A 16,630-nucleotide genomic window follows, 5' to 3' on the forward strand; every position below is an offset into this window, starting at 1 on the left:
GGTTTATAATCTATTTCATTGTTCGTGGCATCCGCCTCCTTCGACGAATATGCCGTAAGTGCTCAAGGTATACGAAGCGTCAATAGTCCTGGTGATAACTTTCAATATCTCTTCAAGGCTTTCATTTCCAAGCGTCAGCGTTATATAGCAATCTTTAAATGTTGCGGGATCGAATTTGATGGGGATGGCGTAATGTGTTTCGAGTGCGCGGAGCACGTCGGCCACGGGCGCTTCCTCGAATGTGAGGAGTTTCAGTTTTTCCAGTTCGGTCGCATGTTCGAAGGCGCCCAGGTAATTTTCCGTCACCAGTTCCTGCAGGCTGGCTTCGTAGCGGCAGACCTGCCGGGGCATCACGATGCTGGCGGCGGATTGCTCGAGGTCCTGCCCTTTCAGGTACACCGAAACCTTCCCGGTGTTCACGGCTACGGATTCCTCTTTGCCGGAAGCCTTCACCATGAAGCTGGTGCCCAGCACCTTCACCACCATTTTTTCGGTATATATATAAAAGGGCTGCTGCGGGTTGGGGACCACATCAAAAAACGCTTCACCGCTCAATTTCACTTCCCTTTTGCCACCATCCATCAATAAACTGTATGCAATGCGCGCACCTTTGCCCAGCACCACCTTCGACCCGTCGGGTAAAAACAGCGCCTGGCTGCCGGAGTTGCCGTTAAAACGGACCACTTCCGGGGAATGGCGTTCCGCAGAATGTGCGGCCATCTGCTTCGAAGGCGATTCGCTGTTCCGGAAAAGCATCCATCCGCCGGCGGCGAGCAGCAAAGCGATGGACGCGGCGACGGCGATCCAGCGCAGGGGCCATATGCGGGCTATCTTCTCTTCCGCGCCGATACCTTCGCGTATCCTTCCAAAGAGTGCATCTACATTATCTTCCGACATTTCCTCGCCATCAAACTCCTCTTCCACCCCGATCTCCATTACCATCGCACGGGCACTGGCCACGGCGGCGGCGTTTTCGGCACTTTCCGCAGCCCAGGCTTCCCAATACGACGCATACCTGCTTCCAGGGTCAAACACCCAGTCCACAAAGCGGTTGTCGAGCAAAAGCGCTTCCAGTTTATCTTCTTGTGATTCCATGCGGAGCGTGTATATCCAGTAATGGCGATTTCCGGCGCGGGATACTCACTTTCGGTAAAATATTTTTTACGTGCGGGGAGATTTCAGGGAAAACCCCTTGCGGAGGGATTTGAGGGCGCGCTGAACGAGATTGAGGACCGACTGGTAATTCATATCCATCATCTCGGCGATGTTCTCGTAGGGGATATTATGGTAAAAACGGAGATGTATGGCTTCCTGCTGGCGGCGGGGAAGTCCGTCGAGCAGTTCGCGGAGGGTTTGGCGGTTGTGGGTTTCTGTTTCGCGGGCCACGATATCCAGTTCCACGTAGCCAGACAGGAGCTCGCCCGATGCGAGGTTCAGTTCCCCGTTGCGGATGAAAGATTGTTTCGATAACTGGCGCGATAGTTTATTGCGCAGGGCGCGGAGGAGGTAAAATTTCGGGTAAGGCGTGTCGGAAAGGTGCTGGCGGGTGTTCCATATTTCCTCGAATAAATCCTGAATACAATCCTGAACCAGGGCGGGATCGTCGGTGATTTTGAGGCCATAGCGCATCATGGGCCTGACATGCGCACGATAGATGCGTTCAAACGCGGAGAGGTCGCCGCTTTTCATCCGGATCCAATCCATATCGTGGTCTAATGCGCTCAAACAGAGGGGGAAATAGGATATGAATGTAAGACAATAGTGGATTTTTTCCTAATACTATCGTGTCATTCCGTAATGCTTTTTGTGCTGGATAAGAAAAAGGGCCCCCTGGTGCAGGGGGCCCTTCAAAAATGGCAATAGTCAACCTTTAACGGTTAAAATATTTGTTGACCGCGTCCGTCCTGCTGCGAACATGCAGCTTTTCATAAATATTATGGACGTGGCGGCGTACGGTTTCGATACTGATAAAGAGGTTTCCGGCTATTTCCTTGTACAGGAAGCCTTTGGAAAGCTGGTCGAGGATTTCCTTCTCGCGGGAAGTCAGCGCTTCCAGGGCGGGATTCGGCTTGGCTTGCTTCTGGAAGTAAGCCACCACCCTCCTGGCGATCTGCGAGCTCATGGGAGATCCTCCCTCGTGGAGGTCCCGGATGGCATCAAGCAATTCTCCGGGCGATGTCTTCTTCAGGATGTAACCACTGGCGCCCGCTTCCAGGGCCATGAAGATCTTATCGTCGTCTTCATATACAGTCAGCATCATGAATTGCATATCGGGGTACTCCCCTTCAGCCGGGTGATGCATTCGATGCCGTTCATGCCCGGCAAATTAAAATCCATCAACACCACATTGGGTAACAACTGAGGAATCTTTTCAAGCGCATTTTCCGCATTGTTAAAAGCGCCAATGCACGCATATCCTTCAGAACCATTGATCAATAACTCCATGGCCGACCTGATATCGTGATTGTCTTCAACAATAGCCACAGAGATGATATCCATGCTATTTTGTAGCTTTTTTTTCGAATATACCATCATTTCGTTTTAAAGTCATAACACCAAAATGTTATAAAAAGTAAATGTAGATTAATTTAATGGTATATCTAAGAAAACTGTCGTTCCGTTTTGGGAAATGATGTCGGCCTGCCCGCCCACCTGCTGCATGCGCTTCTCGATATTCTTCAGTCCGTTGCCGAACAGGCGCACCTTCTCGGGGTCAAAACCCTTCCCGTTGTCCTTGATCATGATCGTCATATTTTTAAACACTTTCACTTCAATGATCACTTCCGTGGCCTGCGAATGTTTCACGACGTTGTGCAGCGATTCCTTCACGGCCAGGTAAATGTGCCGCCGGGTGCCGCCGCTCAGCTTCACATTGGGAATGCTTTCCGGGATGATAAAATGGTGCTGGATGTGCGCATGCTCCAGGAAATCAGCCGCAAAACTCCGCATATACGCGATGAGGTTAGCCAGCGAATCGTTGGAAGAGTTCATGGCCCAGATGATCTCGCTCATCTTGTCCACCAGCTCCCCCGCCGCTTCGGAAATCCTTTCAATCTCCTTCGTTTGCCCCGAATCCTTAATTTTTCGCTTCGCGATCTCGCTGAGCAACCGGATGGTCGACAGCCCCGACCCCAGATCGTCGTGCATATCGCTTGAAATGCGCGCCCGCTCCTGGTCCACCGCCTGTTCCTTCTCCAGCTTCAGCTTCTCATTCCGGATCTTGTAATCAAGATACAGCGCGGAGAAATAATATGCTATTCCTAAAACGAGTAGTAAAAGCAAAAACCGGAACCACAGCGACTGCCAGAATGGAATTTTAATCACGATCTGCAAAGTCGTCGGCTCCGTATTCCACACTTCATCGTTATTGCAGGCTTTTACCTTAAACAAGTACGTGCCCGGCGCGAGGTTGGTATACCGCGCCATGCTCTGATTGCCCGCCATCAGCCAGTCTTCATCCGCCCCTTCCAGCATGTACTGCACCTTGTTTTTCAACGGGTTGGTGAATTCCAGCGGCACATATTCGATGGCGATCGTATTCTGGTTGTACGGCAGCTCTACCTGCTTCATCAGGGAAATCACCGTGTCGGACAGGTACGGCTTATCCAGTACCTCCAAACGCTTGATGATGGTTTTGGGCACCCAGGGATTGTTGCGGAAGTTGCGGGGATAGAAGCCCGTCACCCCGCGGATGCCGCCGAAAAACAGCTCGCCGTCCATCGATTTGAAATAAGCACCCGTATTGAATTCATTGCTCTGCAACCCGTCTTCGAAATTGTAGGTCACGAGGTTGTCACCGTTCTGCCGGATGTGCGTCAGCCCGCGGTTGTGGCTGATCCACATATTGTCTTTATCGTCGAGCAAAACGGCGTAAACGTAATCGCTCACCATGCCGGGGTAGTCGTAACTATTATAATGCTTCAGTTTGCGGTTGGCTTCGTCCAGCACGAGCAATCCTTTGTTAGTGGCCAGCAGCAGCTGTTTGTGCGCGTTTTTGTTGATGGATTTGATCTCCACGTCCTTAATCCACAGGTTGATCTTTTCCCACTTCACCCCATCCGATTTCCGGCAGTAGACGGAGGATTTGGTACCCACGTATTGATTCCCCCAGAAATCTTCGAAGAAACAGGTCAGCTGCTCGCTATCGAACCGGTGAACGATCGCGGCGGTCATGCCCTTGTCGGCGCTGCTGAATTTCAGGAGATACTCACCGTAATTGAAATACGTTTCGCCGTTCGGCCGCTTGTTCACAAAAGGATAGATCACGCGCTGATCCGGCAGGCCGAGGGCGCGCACTTTCGGCGTCAGGTCCTGGAAGCGCTCGGTTTTGACGTCGAACAGCCCGATGGCCCCTTTAACGAAGTGGAACCACAGGCTCTCGTAATCTTCGCGGCAGATGGCGTGGAGGTTGTTGGCAGGAAAACGGCCGGGCGCGTCTTCGTTGGAAATGCGTTTGAGGTACTTCCCTCCTTTTTCGTAGATATCCAGCCCGTCTTGCAGCAACCCTACATAAAGGCGGCCGTCGTCGTGCTTGTATACGGATTTGACGATGTTATGGGAAATACGCGGCGATCGGTAGAGGCTGAACACCTTTTTGTTGGGCGCGAATTTCTTGAGCCCGTCGCCGTCGGTCCCGATCCACATGTTATTGCCGCGGTCGCGGTAAAGCGCCACGATTTTGTTGAAAGAATTGGTTTCGAACGCGTTGAAACTAGTAATATGATTGACAATCTCGTGGTTGTCGATACTATACACGAGCACGCCGTTGTTCCCGCCGATCCAGGCGTTGCCGCGTTCGTCAAGCTCGATGGCCGAGGGCAGGAATGGCTCCTGCAGTTCGTTAAGGATGGAAAACTTCGTATCGGAGTATCGGTTGCGCTTGGTGTCGAATATCGTGATGTGGCCATTGCTGACTACCAGCAGGGAATCGTTGTTCAGGGGACGGATGGCGGGCTTGCCACTCAGGGTGGGCAGGCAGTAAGTGGTGAGGCGGGCGGTATGGACGTCCATCCTGTAGAGCTGTTCGTCGTCGAAACAGAGCCAGATGTAATTATCCTGCATGACCACCGCCTGGGGGATTTTATTGGCTTTGGCGTATGCCGGGGGATAATGGATGATTTTCTTCAGTTCGAAGGTATTGCTGTTCAGCTGGTATAGTCCTTTGGCGGGGCGCCATACCCAGAGCGTTTGCGTGGCGGGGTCTTCGCCGAGGATTTTGAACTTGTGCAGGAAGTCGCGCTCCGCTTCGTTGACGTACATGCTATCGGCGAATACGAGCGTGAAATTCCCCTTATAGCTATTGTAAAGGCTGATACCGGCGTTGTGAGCGATCAACAGCCGGTCGTGCTGGTCGAGGTAGAAAAGGTGGTTCCTGGTGCCGTGGAGCCCGAAACTTTTCACCACGGCCCTGCCGAGGAAAGCGGACGAAGGGTATACGACGCGCTCGGTGAGCTTTTCGGGGCGTTCCTGCGCGGGATTGGTACGGAATTCGTTGAACACATAGCCGTCGAACCGGTTGACGCCGTCGAATGTGGAGATCCAGAGAAAGCCTTCCGGCCCCTGGATGATGCTGCCGATGCTGTTCTGGGAAAGACCATTATCGACGCTATAGGCATCGAAATTATAGCTGCGCTCCTGGGCGGAAGCAGAAGTCAGGTTTGCCAGGATAGTGCAGAATATAAGGATGCCGGTCTGATAAATTAATCGCATCGGGTTATTGAATATGTCTTAGGAGGTTTGCAAATATATAATTCTCGCTTGCACTTTGTAACGAATTTGCATTTTTCTTCATTATTATTGCCGGAAAAGCAGATTGTATGAAATTCCGAACGTTGGCCGCCTTAGCCATCATGATGACGTTTAGCCGCTCCCTTTCCGCCCAGGTTCCGGCTTTGGCGGAAGCGCCCCGGGATCCGAAGATCGAAGTGCTGGTGACCGCGCCAATCGGGAGCATCCGCGGTTTGAGCGTGGTGAACGACAGCGTGGCGTGGGTTTCAGGCACCCAGGGCAAGGCGGGGCGCACGGCTGACGGGGGTAAAACCTGGACCTGGTTCACCATCCCCGGTTGCGATTCCGTGGATTTCCGGGATGTGGAGGGGTTCTCCGGCAACAGGGCCATCCTCATGGGGATCGCTTCCCCGGCGAAGGTGATGTTGACGGAAGACGGCGGCAAAAACTGGGAACAGGTCTATTTCAACGCCGATTCCGCTATATTCCTTGACGCGATGGACTTTTTCGGCGACCGCAAGGGATATATCGCCGGCGACCCGCTGGGCGGCAGCTTCAAAGGGCTGGTAACACCCGACGGCGGCAAAACCTGGTACAACCTGCCCATGCCCGCCGCCGATTCGGCGGAAGCCATTTTCGCGGCGAGCGGCACCACTTTGCGCGCGCTCCCGGGCGGCCAGCCGGCTTTCGCGACCGGGGGTACCCATAGCCGGTTCTACCGCTTGCAAGGGCGCAAATGGCGCGCAACGGAGTGGCCGGCCACGCAGGGGCAATCGTCCACCGGCATCTTCTCCTTCGCATTTATCACTGATAAACAAGGCATTGCCGTAGGCGGCGATTACCTCAAGCCCGAAGTGGTCAAAGGCAACTGCCTCATCACGGCCGACGGCGGGCTCAGCTGGCAACCCGTGCAGGCGCCACCCAGGGGGTACCGGTCCGCAGTCGAATATATCGATAAAAAAACGCTGATTTGCACCGGCCCGGCAGGCACCGACTGGTCGGCCGACGGCGGCCAGACGTGGCAGGCGCTCCCGGGCGAGGGATATCACGCAGTGCGGAAGGCGAAACACGGTAAAGCGGTATACCTGGCAGGAGCCAACGGCAGGATCGCCGTATTAAGGGGGATGTAGCCGGTATGCAAAGGGCGCCCTGGAAAGGACGCCCTGTTACAATACGCTTATTGTATCACAACCGGAACAATAGGTTAAAGCAAAAAGTACATTTACTACAAGTTAAACTATCCCACTGCAATATCACCGGACAATCTCGCCAATACAGGGATTTTTTTGTAAAAGCGGGAAATGCCCTGTTTAATGCAGGGAAAAAGCAATTTTTAATTAATTTAGATGGAATGCGGCCCGCCTGAGCGGCCGCGGCATTTATCAGTAAAAGAAACAGATCGGCACGATGCAAGTGGCAACATCTTCGGGTAAATACTCGGTCAAACATTACCCAGACACAATTCAGTCCTGGAAAAAGGAAGGCAACTATTTCTACTTTTATACCTCCGCCACGATCCTGGAAATCAGGGTGATATCCGATAAGATCGTCCGGTTCCGGTATGCGGCCGACGGTCAGTTTCAGCGGGATTTCTCCTACGCGCTCAGCGAAAAGCTGGAAGAATCCCCCGAAAACTTCGATATCCGCGAATGGCAGGAGTCCTTCGAAATCTACACCACCGCCATCAGGGTGTTTGTGGCCCGGGAAAACCTCCGGATCACAATCACCGACACCGAAGGCCGGATCATCAACCAGGATGAAACGGGCTTCCACTGGCAGTATTACCTCCAGAAAGGCGGGAAAATCGTGTATTGCACAAAGCTTATCCAGGAAGGGGAAGCGTTTTACGGGCTGGGCGACAAGCCCACCGACCTGAATCTCCGCGGCAAACGCGTGGAAAACTTCGGGACGGACGCCTACGGTTACGCTAAGGATACCGACCCCCTCTACCGGAATATCCCGTTCTATTACGGATTGCACAATGGCATCGGATACGGCATTTTCTTCGACAATACCTTCCGCACGCTGTTCGACTTCGGCAGCGAGCGTGAAGACGCATCCAGTTTCTGGGCGCGCGGCGGCGAAATGAACTATTACTTCATTTACGGGCCTGAACTGCTCAAAGTCGCCGAATCCTACGCCCGCATCACCGGCACGGCGGAATTGCCGCCCCTCTGGGCCCTGGGCTATCATCAATGCCGGTGGAGCTATTTCCCCGATTCCCGCGTCCGCGAGATCGGCAAGGAATTCCGCCAGCGCGGCATCCCATGCGACGCGCTCTACCTCGACATCGACTATATGGACGGCTTCCGCTGCTTCACCTGGAGCCCCGACGGATTCCCTGATCCGAAAAAGCTACTGAAAGACCTGTCCGACGACGGCTTTAAAACCGTCGTGATCATCGACCCGGGCATCAAAGTGGATCCGGATTATCCCATTTACCAGGAGCTGGTGCAGAAAGGCTACGCCTGCAAGCGGGCGGACGGCGCCCTCATGGAAGGCGACGTATGGCCCGGCAAGTGCGCATTCCCGGATTTCACCGATCCCAAAGTGCGCGATTGGTGGGCAGGGCTATTCCAGGACCTGACGGCCTATGGCGTACGGGGTGTGTGGAATGATATGAACGAACCGGCCGTGTTTGAACTGGGGACCTTCCCGGAAGACGTGCGGCACGATTACGACGGCGAGAACGTAAGCCACCGAAAAGCGCATAACGTATACGGTCACCTTATGAGCAAGGCTACCGCGGCCGGGCTGAAGAAGCACCTGATGCCGAGGCGACCGTTCGTGATCACGCGCTCCGCCTATTCGGGAACGCAGCGCTGGAGCAGCGTCTGGACCGGCGATAACATGAGCACCTGGGAGCATTTGTGGCTGGCTTCTGTGCAATGCCAACGGCTGAGCGTATCCGGGCTATCTTTTGCCGGCAGTGACATCGGCGGCTTTATCGGCGAGCCTTCCGGCGAGTTGTATACCCGCTGGATCCAGCTGGGAGCGTTCCACCCGCTGATGCGGACCCACTCGGCCAGTAACGATACCGGCTTCGACCAGGAGCCCTGGAGCTTCGGGCCGGAATACGAAGCGGTGGTCAAATCGTTCATCCAGCTTCGTTACCGCCTCCTCCCCTACATCTACACTACTTTCTGGCAATATGCGGCGTACGGCACGCCTATGCTGCGGCCCCTCGCGTTCGTAGCGCAGGATGATCCCGAAACGCACGACCTGAACCACGAGTTCCTGCTGGGCGACAGCATTTTGATCAGCCATGTCAGCGAAGCGGGCATGCTGGAAAAATCGGTGTACCTGCCCGAAGGGAATTGGTATTACTATTTCAACGATGCGCGTTACGCCGGAAAACAGGCCGTAACGATCCCTACCCCGCTTTCAGAAATGCCCATTTTCGTGAAAGCCGGCGCCGTGGTGCCCCAATACCCCGATATGGAATGGGTGGGCCAGCGCAAGGTGGAGGAAATGATATTGCAGGTGTATTTTGGCGAGGGGATTACCCATAGCATTCTGTACGAAGACGCGGGCGATCATTACGCGTACAAAACCGGGCAATATAACCTGGTGCGGTTCAAGCAGGCGTCGGAACCAGGGCTTTTCCGGCTGAAGAAGAAGTTTGTAGGCCGTTTTGAAGCCGATTACCGGCACCATCGCCTGAAGATCCACGGGCTGCCTTTCCGCCCTACGAGCTGCATGGTAGACGGTGTGGCGCATGAGCTGCCGGCGGAAGCCCTGCAGGCGGCGATCGTAGAAATACAATTGCCCCGTAATTTCGAAGAAATCATTCTCAGATAACGAGGAAGCGAAACGGATTTTGCCGTTTCGCTTTTTTCGTGTTTATTTATCTACTGTTTATATAGACCAACCATACTAATTGGCAAATCTTATGCAACATCTCAATTGGATCGCCCTGTCCATTGCCGGTTTCCTGCTGTTTATCGGCCTGGAGTACCTGGTAAGCCGCCGTACCGGGCGCAATTATTTCCATTTTGCGGAATCCGTCGCCAACCTGAATACCGGCATTGCGGAGCGGTTGCTGGATGTGTTTGTGACGGGGTTGTTTTACTTCTTTTGGATTGGATTTGCCGGAATTTCGCCATTTGGGAGATCCGGCCGGCGTGGTACACCTGGGTTTTGTTGTTTTTTGTGACGGATTTCATGTGGTACTGGTATCACCGGTTGGCGCACGAGGTGAATATCCTATGGGCGGCGCATGTGGTCCATCACCAGAGCGAGGATTTCAATTATACGGTATCGGCGCGGATTACGGTTTTCCAGTCGGCGGCGCGCTCGCTGTTCTGGGCGGTGTTGCCGCTGGCGGGGTTTCCGCCGGCGATGATCACTTCGCTCCTGCTCGTGCATGGACTGTACCCCTTTTTCATTCATACCCGCACGATCGGCAAGCTGGGCTGGCTGGAGTATTTCCTGGTGACGCCGAGCCACCATCGCGTACACCACTCTTCCAACGAAGCCTACCTCGATAAAAATTATGGCGACGTGCTCATCATCTGGGACAAAATGTTCGGAACGTTTGTGGAAGAGAAGAAGGAAGTGCCTCCGGTCTACGGCCTCACCCAACCGCTGGGGAGTTACAGTTTCCTGTGGCAGCAATTCCATTTCATACTGGAACTGGCCACGGCCTTCGCGCGGGCGCGGGGCTTCAAAGCCAGGTGGAAGGTTATCTTCGGAAAGCCCGATGACATCGACCCCGGCATCCGCGGTGAGCTGGAAGCACGCTGGCTGCGAAAAGCGCATGCGCGGGAGCAAACGCGGGGGCAGCGGGTGTACATTGTCATCCAGACGTTTACCAGTATTGCGATCCTGTTCATGGTGACGCTGCTGGAGGCCTGGGTGCCCGCGGGACTGGGGGTTTTCGCCGTGTTCTTCGTGCTGCTGAGCCTCGTGAACACAGGCGCCATACTGGAACAGAAGAAATGGTTCTTCTACCTCGAATACGCCCGCGTGATGCTCTTGGCCTTCGCGTGCATGTTCTATTTCCGGCACTTGTATGTGTATGTGAGCATTTTATCAGCGGCAACGCTGCTTACTTTTTACTTTACCCGGATCAGAAAATCCGTACAGCGCTGGCTCCTCCAGCCATAACTATTTGCCGCGTGGCCGAGAGGACAGGCAGAGGCTTCCCGCCTTCTACGATGGTTCGATTTCATCCGCGGCTTCTAATTCAATGTTAGCTCCCTCCAACTGTTTCACATTGATTTGGGGCATTGGAACACATAGCGGTTTTGGCAATACTTTTGCTCTTAATGCAGCTTTATTTGAGAAATGACGTGATATTTCCTCTGTTAGTTCATTGAAGTTATCACCTTGTTCATTTGCGTAATAGTATATTTTAATTCCTTTACAATTCTTATGCTCAAAAATTAAATTTAGCATTGTTCTATCTGATAATCCACATGAATGGCCTAACACAACAACTTGAAATTCCTCAGATTCTATAAACCGAATTAAATTATGATAGTTCTCTGTTCTGAAGTACCAAAATGATTTGATGTATTTAAAAAAACCCTTAGTTTTTGCTTTCTCCAATAATTGATAATCTTCATCGATTTCATCACCAAATCCGAATATCATGGGATTTCCAATATCGTTCAATGTCCCATGTATATTATTGATTTTAACCTTGACAAGTTCCACGTTCTTCAGGTCGCTAATATATCTTTCTACCGTGGATGTATAGTTAAAATTTAGTATTAATGTTTCCTTCGGCAAAATTGAAAATTCCTGCTTTAGCAAGGGCATCTCATCGAGAACAATATCACCTTCAAAAATTTTCGTGAAATCCATATTTTTCCCGACACAGTCCAATTCACTCAAGTAAACTTTCAATGCTTCAATAATCCCATGCATCGAAGTATTTAACTCTTCCAATTCTTTTGGAACATTACCTTTATTTCCTAGCTTTAGAATTCTCTTAAGTTGCAAGTAGTATTCATTTTCAATTTCAACCCAATTATTAACGTTGCACTTTGATAGCAAGATTCTAAAGAAGTCTGATCGAATATAAACTTGAATAAGTGGTTTAATTGTAATTGACCCAATTTGTATACCCTTATTATTCATTAACGCGTTCAGAAATCCATTTTTATAGCAATGTTCGATTAGATCATCGGTGGTATTTAATCCCTCGAATAAACCACTAACTTGGCTTTGAAAATCATGAGATGTTACCATCATGAGCCTATCTTGATACAAACTCCCTTGTCCTGAACTATTAAAAGCGCGTTTTAAATACCCCAACAAAAAATCATTATACCGCGTCGGCATACCATGCGCGAGATCGAACCCATTTCCAACAAGTACAAGTCTATTCATAACGTAAACAACTATAGTTGAAAATAAAAAAAAAGGCAGAAGTTAAATGAAGATCACCGCTGATTCAACAACTCACGCAAACTTATTTGATTAGCAGTCACATCCCAATGTAAGAAGTACCCCGCCTGCCACACCTGCGCCCACCTGGCCGTCGGGTTCGGCGGAGCCACCGAAGGCGCATACAACCGGAAGCCCCTCTTCCCCTCGTGCCCCGCTCCCGACAACACGCCATTGTTCCCAAGCGCGGATTTAGGGAAGAAGAAACTCCCCTCCTCCACCGCGATCAAATAATAATCAAACGGATCCGTAATATCGAAAGGGAGCGTTTCACCTGACGCGCCGCGTTTCCATAACGCCACAAAATGCCCCGCCTTCTTCGGTGTCACCTTTGCTTTCCGGAACTGGATACGGACGGCACCGCATTCGAGTATGTGGCCCTCATAATCCGTACTTTCCGGATCGGGCGAGATACGCGTTACCGGAAGACCGGCAGGGGCTAAAAATGCATCGTTTAAGCGGTAAAAATAAGATGGCATGGGGCTATTTACTTTTGAAAACAACACAAACTACGGAAACCCCGGGAATGACTGGCATGCTATTTTCTGCGATCACGATATGGATACAACTTTTCTCATCGACGCCACCGCCGAAAAACTCCTCCAGCTCAGGCACACCGTAGCCGTCGCGGAAAGCGTGACGGCAGGTATGCTGCAATCCGCCTTCGCCAGCGCCACCAATGCCATGCGCTTCTTCCAGGGCGGGATCACCGCGTATAACATCGGGCAGAAATGCCGGCACCTGCTCATCGAGCCGGTTCACGCGCAGGAAGTGAATTGTGTGAGTGCTAAAGTAGCGCAGCAAATGGCGGTTGGCGCCTGTTGGATGTTCCGGTCCGACTGGGGTATCGGCATCACCGGCTACGCCTCTCCCGTTCCTGAGTCGGAACAGAAAACATTTGCCTGGTTCGCGATCGCGCGGGGAGAAAAGATTATAGAAACCCTCATGCTGGAGCTTCCTGGCGAAGATCCGGAACTCGTTCGCCTGTGGTATGTGCAAAAAACCATGGAAACCTTCGTGCAGGCGCTCTCCCGCGCCCGCTAAACTACTTCCGGATTCCGACAATCCCTTTCACCAGGCTCTTCCACTGAAAATGCGAAAACCCCAGCATGGCGGTTACCGCAACCAACAGGTTCCGCAACTTCGTCAGTATTCCTTTCGCTTCCGTGTTCGGCACTTCATTGCGGCCGAACACGCAGGCGCTTACCGTCCGCCCCTGCAATTTTACCATAAACGAGCTCGTGGCGTAACGGCGAAAGAAATGTGACACCTGGCGCCGGGGTTTCTCCGGCTGCGGGGCAGGGCGCACCCGCATCGTAACCGTCAATGCATCGCTGCGGATATGCATCTGCTCTGTGATGGCTTCAATTACCACCCAGTCGAATCCTTCGCCCGAGGGGTTTCCAGGGCCCGGCAGGCGTATCCGGATATAATCACCGGGAGCGGCTTTCCGTTGCACAGGCCGCCCAGCGGCATCCGACAACTGGAACGCAGCTAATGGCTTTTCGCTCGTTTCTTTCCATTTATTGACTTCCAGTAACCTGTCCAGCGACTCGCGGAAGAGCTGTTCTGCATCTTCTTTCGTCGGCAGTGTAACGATTTGGCAATCGTTGGTCTTATTGCCGGCCACCTGGTCGGGCACGGCTTCATTCCCCTCTATCGCCGGGTCTTCCAATAGCATAACATTGTTTTAGGTTCTCGCGAAAAAATGATGCCGGAATTTTCAGTATTACACAGCCTGTGGCGTTTCCAGCAGGTTTTTAAGCCATCCGCAGAGCTTTGCGACACTCACATCTTTCACCCAGTAACCACTGGCGCCCAGGCGCATCATTTCCTCGCGGGTGCGCGGGTCCGAAGAAGTGGAGTAGATGATAACCGGGATATCGCGCAATCCTGCATCGCTTTTCAGCGCTTCCAGGCAGGCGCGCCCATCCATCGGCGCCATGTTCAGGTCAAGAAAAATGTAATCGGGTTTGGGCTCCGCGACCGCCAGCTTCTCCAGCGCTTCCCTTCCGTCCCTCGCAAACAGGCACGTAACCGGCGTTTGCAATTCTTTCAGCGCGTAGCCGAAAATTTCCTGGTCATCCGCATCATCATCAACAAGCATACAAATACAATTCGGCTTCATGCAGGATCATTTAGTGGGCAATATGGTTCTATTGATTTAAACGGCTCAAAACAGATGGATACGGAAGATAGTAAAATTTACGCGAACAGCCATCAGATAAATCGAAAACTGCCGTGGAAGCCCGCCACAATTTGCGGCGAATTATGCACGATATCCTTATATATGGGCCGCTACAGGCCATGGCATGCTTTTGCCGCTAGTCCCGCGGAGGAACCATCATATGAAAAAACAACATTTCTTCTACCGCAACGGGCTAAGCATTACCTTTCTTTTACTGCTGTTCATTTGCCTCGCCGCGCAAACGCTCACCGGCTGGCAGGAATTCAACAGTGAGCTGGACGACCTGCAACTTCCCACTGTTGGATTGTTCGCCTACCTGGGTAGCCCGCATTTTTTCGAGGCCACTTTCGAGAACTGGGAAAGCGAATTCCTCCAGATGGGCATGTACGTCGTGCTCACGGTGAAGCTCCGGCAATGGGGTTCCGCGGAATCCAAAAAGCTGGAAGGTAAGGAAGAAGTGGACCGCGAACCGAAACCGTCTCCGGGTGCGCCCTGGCCCGTCAGGAAAGGAGGCATTTGGCTGGCGTTGTACAGGCATTCATTGTCAATCGCATTTTTCGGGCTGTTTATCATCTCTTTCTGGTTGCATTTCATGGGCAGCCGTGGACACTTCAACCTGGAACAATCCGCCAAAGGCCTGCCCACCGAATCCGCCGCCGCTTATCTTGCCAATCCCAAGTTCTGGTTCGAATCGTTCCAGAACTGGCAGAGCGAATTCCTGTCGGTAGCCGCTATCGTTATTCTTTCCATCTGGCTGCGGCAGTTCGGTTCCCCGGAATCCAAGCCGGTAGACGCGCCGCATGCCGAAACAGGGAAATAAAAAAACCGGAGATAAAAATCTCCGGTCGCTGTCATCCAAAATCTAAATAATGCTTATGATGAAAAGAAATCATTAAATCAGTTCTTATCCCACCAGAGCTTCGTTTCCACACGATCTCCGCCCACCGCCTGCGCGGCGCTTTCGTAGTTTTTACGGTTAACGTTATGTTCTGAGATGGGAAATTTATACCGGTTCGGAAATCCACTCACTGCACCCTGCGGCAAAGGCAGCAACGGGAAATCGAGGCGGCGGACGTCCGTCCATCCGTCGTGCCCACGGTTGAAATAGGCGAACCATTTCTGGATGCCGATCGACTTTTTCCAGTTGGCTGCATCGTATGCCACTTTCGCTTGCGCGAGATAATCGGTGATTTCCGCATCGGTCACTCCCCAGGTTTTCATGGAAGCGGTGATGCCTGCCCTGTAGTGTTCCGCCGCCGTTCCGCCGGTAGCCCATCCGCGCTGGGCGGCCTCGGCCATCAGCAGGCGTACTTCCCCATACTCGAGGAGATAGCCCGGCAACGTGGGTTCCTGCAGCATTTCGCCCATGCCGGAGTAGCTGTCGAAGTCCGCCTGCGGGCCCGGAGGCGCGCCGGCATAACTACCATCCGCCATCGGCTGGAAATACCGTGAAATACGGGGATCGTTGAATGCTTTCAGACTATCGACGATCGTGCGGTTAGGAACATAATCCGCCCGGCCTGTTTCCACAAGTTCTTCATACACCGGATTCATATAAGGCGAAGAAGAAAGGAACACCAGCCGGCATTCATCCGCCGCCGAAGCAAACACGCCGCTGGCAATGGCGTCCTGCGCGGCCGTGCGGGCGGCGTTGGCGTCGCTGTCGGCGATGAGCATTGCCATTTTCAGTTTGAAGGATGCCGCGAACTTCTTCCAGGCGGCCACATTGCCGCCATAGAGCAGGTCGGAAGCCCCAAAACCGGCGCCGGTAGCGTCCAGCGCAGCGATATCCGCAGTAATCCGGCGCAACAGGTCGGTATAGATCGTGTTGGCGTCATCGTATTTCGGATAGGCGATTTCGTCATTGAGCGATTCGCTGTAAGGCACGTTACCGAAAGTGGTCACCAGGTAATAGAAGGTTACCACTTCAAGGATATCGATGATAGCCAGCTGGTTTTTCTTTGCTGTTTCATCGGTAGTAGCCAGCCCTACCATGGCCCGGCAGGCTTTCAGGTTCTGCAGGGTGTAATAGTAATGGTCACGCCACCACGCCCCGGAAATGGAACGGGTCTCGAACTTATACTGGCTTTCTTCGTTGTAGGTGGTTTGCTGCCAGTATTGCGTAATTACACGGAAAACGTTGATGAACTGGTTGGCGCCGGCGTTCACATCCATAAGCTCGCGCGTGGCGTTGGCGAACAGGGTGCCTGGCGGTACTTCTTCCGGGCTTTTCAGGTCGTTGTTCAACCCGGAAAGGTCACTGGTACAGGAGGCGATGCCGCCAGCCAGCAATATGATGAGGAATTTCTTTTTCATGAA

At 52.6% G+C, this 16,630-nt stretch carries 16 protein-coding genes; 6 read left to right on the forward strand and 10 right to left on the reverse strand.

Annotation, left to right across the window (positions count from 1 at the left end):
• Positions 1–15: 15 nt before the first annotated feature.
• The 5 genes from WJU16_RS01955 to WJU16_RS01975 all read right to left on the reverse strand — a co-directional run bounded on the left by WJU16_RS01955 (position 16) and on the right by WJU16_RS01975 (position 5,709).
• Positions 16–1,095: a FecR family protein gene (locus WJU16_RS01955; RefSeq protein WP_341836647.1), complete on the reverse strand. Its 1,080-nt coding sequence runs from the start codon at positions 1,093–1,095 to the stop codon at positions 16–18.
• 66 nt (positions 1,096–1,161) lie between these two features.
• Complete coding sequence (locus WJU16_RS01960; protein ID WP_341836648.1) at positions 1,162–1,725, reverse strand: sigma-70 family RNA polymerase sigma factor; 564 nt, start codon at positions 1,723–1,725, stop codon at positions 1,162–1,164.
• A gap of 145 nt (positions 1,726–1,870) precedes the next feature.
• Entirely contained in the window at positions 1,871–2,260 is a 390-nt protein-coding gene (locus WJU16_RS01965; RefSeq protein WP_341836649.1) for a response regulator transcription factor, read from the reverse strand.
• Positions 2,257–2,499 carry a response regulator transcription factor gene (locus tag WJU16_RS01970; RefSeq protein WP_341836650.1) on the reverse strand — a complete coding sequence of 81 codons (243 nt, stop codon included), beginning with the start codon at positions 2,497–2,499 and terminating at the stop codon, positions 2,257–2,259. The genes WJU16_RS01965 and WJU16_RS01970 overlap by 4 nt, the downstream gene beginning before the upstream one ends.
• Before the next feature lie 84 nt (positions 2,500–2,583).
• On the reverse strand, positions 2,584–5,709 hold the full coding sequence (locus WJU16_RS01975; protein WP_341836651.1) for a triple tyrosine motif-containing protein: 3,126 nt from the start codon (positions 5,707–5,709) through the stop codon (positions 2,584–2,586).
• A 107-nt stretch (positions 5,710–5,816) separates the two neighbouring features.
• On the opposite strand from WJU16_RS01975, the gene WJU16_RS01980 reads away from it, so the two are divergent.
• The 4 genes from WJU16_RS01980 (at position 5,817) to WJU16_RS01995 (ending at position 10,836) form a co-directional block, all read left to right on the forward strand.
• Complete coding sequence (locus WJU16_RS01980; protein ID WP_341836652.1) at positions 5,817–6,857, forward strand: YCF48-related protein; 1,041 nt, start codon at positions 5,817–5,819, stop codon at positions 6,855–6,857.
• Positions 6,858–7,134: 277 nt separating this feature from the next.
• Positions 7,135–9,528, forward strand: a complete 2,394-nt coding sequence (locus WJU16_RS01985; RefSeq protein ID WP_341836653.1) for a glycoside hydrolase family 31 protein — start codon at positions 7,135–7,137, stop codon at positions 9,526–9,528.
• 91 nt (positions 9,529–9,619) lie between these two features.
• On the forward strand, positions 9,620–9,883 hold the full coding sequence (locus WJU16_RS01990) for a hypothetical protein (protein ID WP_341836654.1): 264 nt from the start codon (positions 9,620–9,622) through the stop codon (positions 9,881–9,883).
• Positions 9,880–10,836, forward strand: a complete 957-nt coding sequence (locus tag WJU16_RS01995) for a sterol desaturase family protein (RefSeq protein WP_341836655.1) — start codon at positions 9,880–9,882, stop codon at positions 10,834–10,836. The genes WJU16_RS01990 and WJU16_RS01995 overlap by 4 nt, the downstream gene beginning before the upstream one ends.
• 45 nt (positions 10,837–10,881) lie before the next feature.
• On the opposite strand, the gene WJU16_RS02000 is transcribed toward WJU16_RS01995, so the two are convergent.
• Both WJU16_RS02000 and WJU16_RS02005 read right to left on the reverse strand, forming a co-directional pair.
• On the reverse strand, positions 10,882–12,066 hold the full coding sequence (locus tag WJU16_RS02000) for an AbiH family protein (protein WP_341836656.1): 1,185 nt from the start codon (positions 12,064–12,066) through the stop codon (positions 10,882–10,884).
• Between the two features lie 53 nt (positions 12,067–12,119).
• Complete coding sequence (locus WJU16_RS02005) at positions 12,120–12,602, reverse strand: MepB family protein (protein ID WP_341836657.1); 483 nt, start codon at positions 12,600–12,602, stop codon at positions 12,120–12,122.
• Positions 12,603–12,681: 79 nt separating this feature from the next.
• Between WJU16_RS02005 and WJU16_RS02010 the strand changes: the two genes are divergently transcribed.
• A complete protein-coding gene (locus tag WJU16_RS02010) occupies positions 12,682–13,167 on the forward strand; it encodes a nicotinamide-nucleotide amidohydrolase family protein (RefSeq protein WP_341836658.1) in 486 nt (161 codons plus the stop codon).
• 1 nt (position 13,168) lies between these two features.
• Here WJU16_RS02010 and WJU16_RS02015 read toward each other — a convergent pair whose 3' ends face one another.
• Both WJU16_RS02015 and WJU16_RS02020 read right to left on the reverse strand, forming a co-directional pair.
• Positions 13,169–13,804 carry a hypothetical protein gene (locus tag WJU16_RS02015; RefSeq protein ID WP_341836659.1) on the reverse strand — a complete coding sequence of 212 codons (636 nt, stop codon included), beginning with the start codon at positions 13,802–13,804 and terminating at the stop codon, positions 13,169–13,171.
• A 48-nt stretch (positions 13,805–13,852) separates the two neighbouring features.
• Positions 13,853–14,230, reverse strand: a complete 378-nt coding sequence (locus tag WJU16_RS02020; RefSeq protein WP_341836660.1) for a response regulator — start codon at positions 14,228–14,230, stop codon at positions 13,853–13,855.
• Positions 14,231–14,471: 241 nt separating this feature from the next.
• Between WJU16_RS02020 and WJU16_RS02025 the strand changes: the two genes are divergently transcribed.
• Positions 14,472–15,131: a DUF6766 family protein gene (locus tag WJU16_RS02025; RefSeq protein WP_341836661.1), complete on the forward strand. Its 660-nt coding sequence runs from the start codon at positions 14,472–14,474 to the stop codon at positions 15,129–15,131.
• Positions 15,132–15,208: 77 nt separating this feature from the next.
• Here the strand turns inward: WJU16_RS02025 and WJU16_RS02030 are convergent, their stop codons facing one another.
• On the reverse strand, positions 15,209–16,627 hold the full coding sequence (locus tag WJU16_RS02030; protein WP_341836662.1) for a SusD/RagB family nutrient-binding outer membrane lipoprotein: 1,419 nt from the start codon (positions 16,625–16,627) through the stop codon (positions 15,209–15,211).
• Between the last annotated feature and the right edge of the window lie 3 nt (positions 16,628–16,630).

The sequence above is a fragment of the Chitinophaga pollutisoli genome (genome assembly GCF_038396755.1).
GTDB classification, from domain to species: domain Bacteria; phylum Bacteroidota; class Bacteroidia; order Chitinophagales; family Chitinophagaceae; genus Chitinophaga; species Chitinophaga pollutisoli.

Bases quoted from the DNA above. Each gene is read 5' to 3' on its own strand.
- WJU16_RS01955 (WP_341836647.1), bottom strand. From the start codon at position 1,095: ATGGAATCACAAGAAGATAAACTGGAAGCGCTTTTGCTCGACAACCGC.
- WJU16_RS01965 (WP_341836649.1), bottom strand. From the start codon at position 2,260: ATGATGCTGACTGTATATGAAGACGACGATAAGATCTTCATGGCCCTG.
- WJU16_RS01970 (WP_341836650.1), bottom strand. From the start codon at position 2,499: ATGGATATCATCTCTGTGGCTATTGTTGAAGACAATCACGATATCAGG.
- WJU16_RS01975 (WP_341836651.1), bottom strand. From the start codon at position 5,709: ATGCGATTAATTTATCAGACCGGCATCCTTATATTCTGCACTATCCTG.
- WJU16_RS01980 (WP_341836652.1), top strand. From the start codon at position 5,817: ATGAAATTCCGAACGTTGGCCGCCTTAGCCATCATGATGACGTTTAGC.
- WJU16_RS01985 (WP_341836653.1), top strand. From the start codon at position 7,135: ATGCAAGTGGCAACATCTTCGGGTAAATACTCGGTCAAACATTACCCA.
- WJU16_RS01990 (WP_341836654.1), top strand. From the start codon at position 9,620: ATGCAACATCTCAATTGGATCGCCCTGTCCATTGCCGGTTTCCTGCTG.
- WJU16_RS02000 (WP_341836656.1), bottom strand. From the start codon at position 12,066: ATGAATAGACTTGTACTTGTTGGAAATGGGTTCGATCTCGCGCATGGT.
- WJU16_RS02005 (WP_341836657.1), bottom strand. From the start codon at position 12,602: ATGCCATCTTATTTTTACCGCTTAAACGATGCATTTTTAGCCCCTGCC.
- WJU16_RS02010 (WP_341836658.1), top strand. From the start codon at position 12,682: ATGGATACAACTTTTCTCATCGACGCCACCGCCGAAAAACTCCTCCAG.
- WJU16_RS02015 (WP_341836659.1), bottom strand. From the start codon at position 13,804: ATGCTATTGGAAGACCCGGCGATAGAGGGGAATGAAGCCGTGCCCGAC.
- WJU16_RS02020 (WP_341836660.1), bottom strand. From the start codon at position 14,230: ATGCTTGTTGATGATGATGCGGATGACCAGGAAATTTTCGGCTACGCG.
- WJU16_RS02025 (WP_341836661.1), top strand. From the start codon at position 14,472: ATGAAAAAACAACATTTCTTCTACCGCAACGGGCTAAGCATTACCTTT.
- WJU16_RS02030 (WP_341836662.1), bottom strand. From the start codon at position 16,627: ATGAAAAAGAAATTCCTCATCATATTGCTGGCTGGCGGCATCGCCTCC.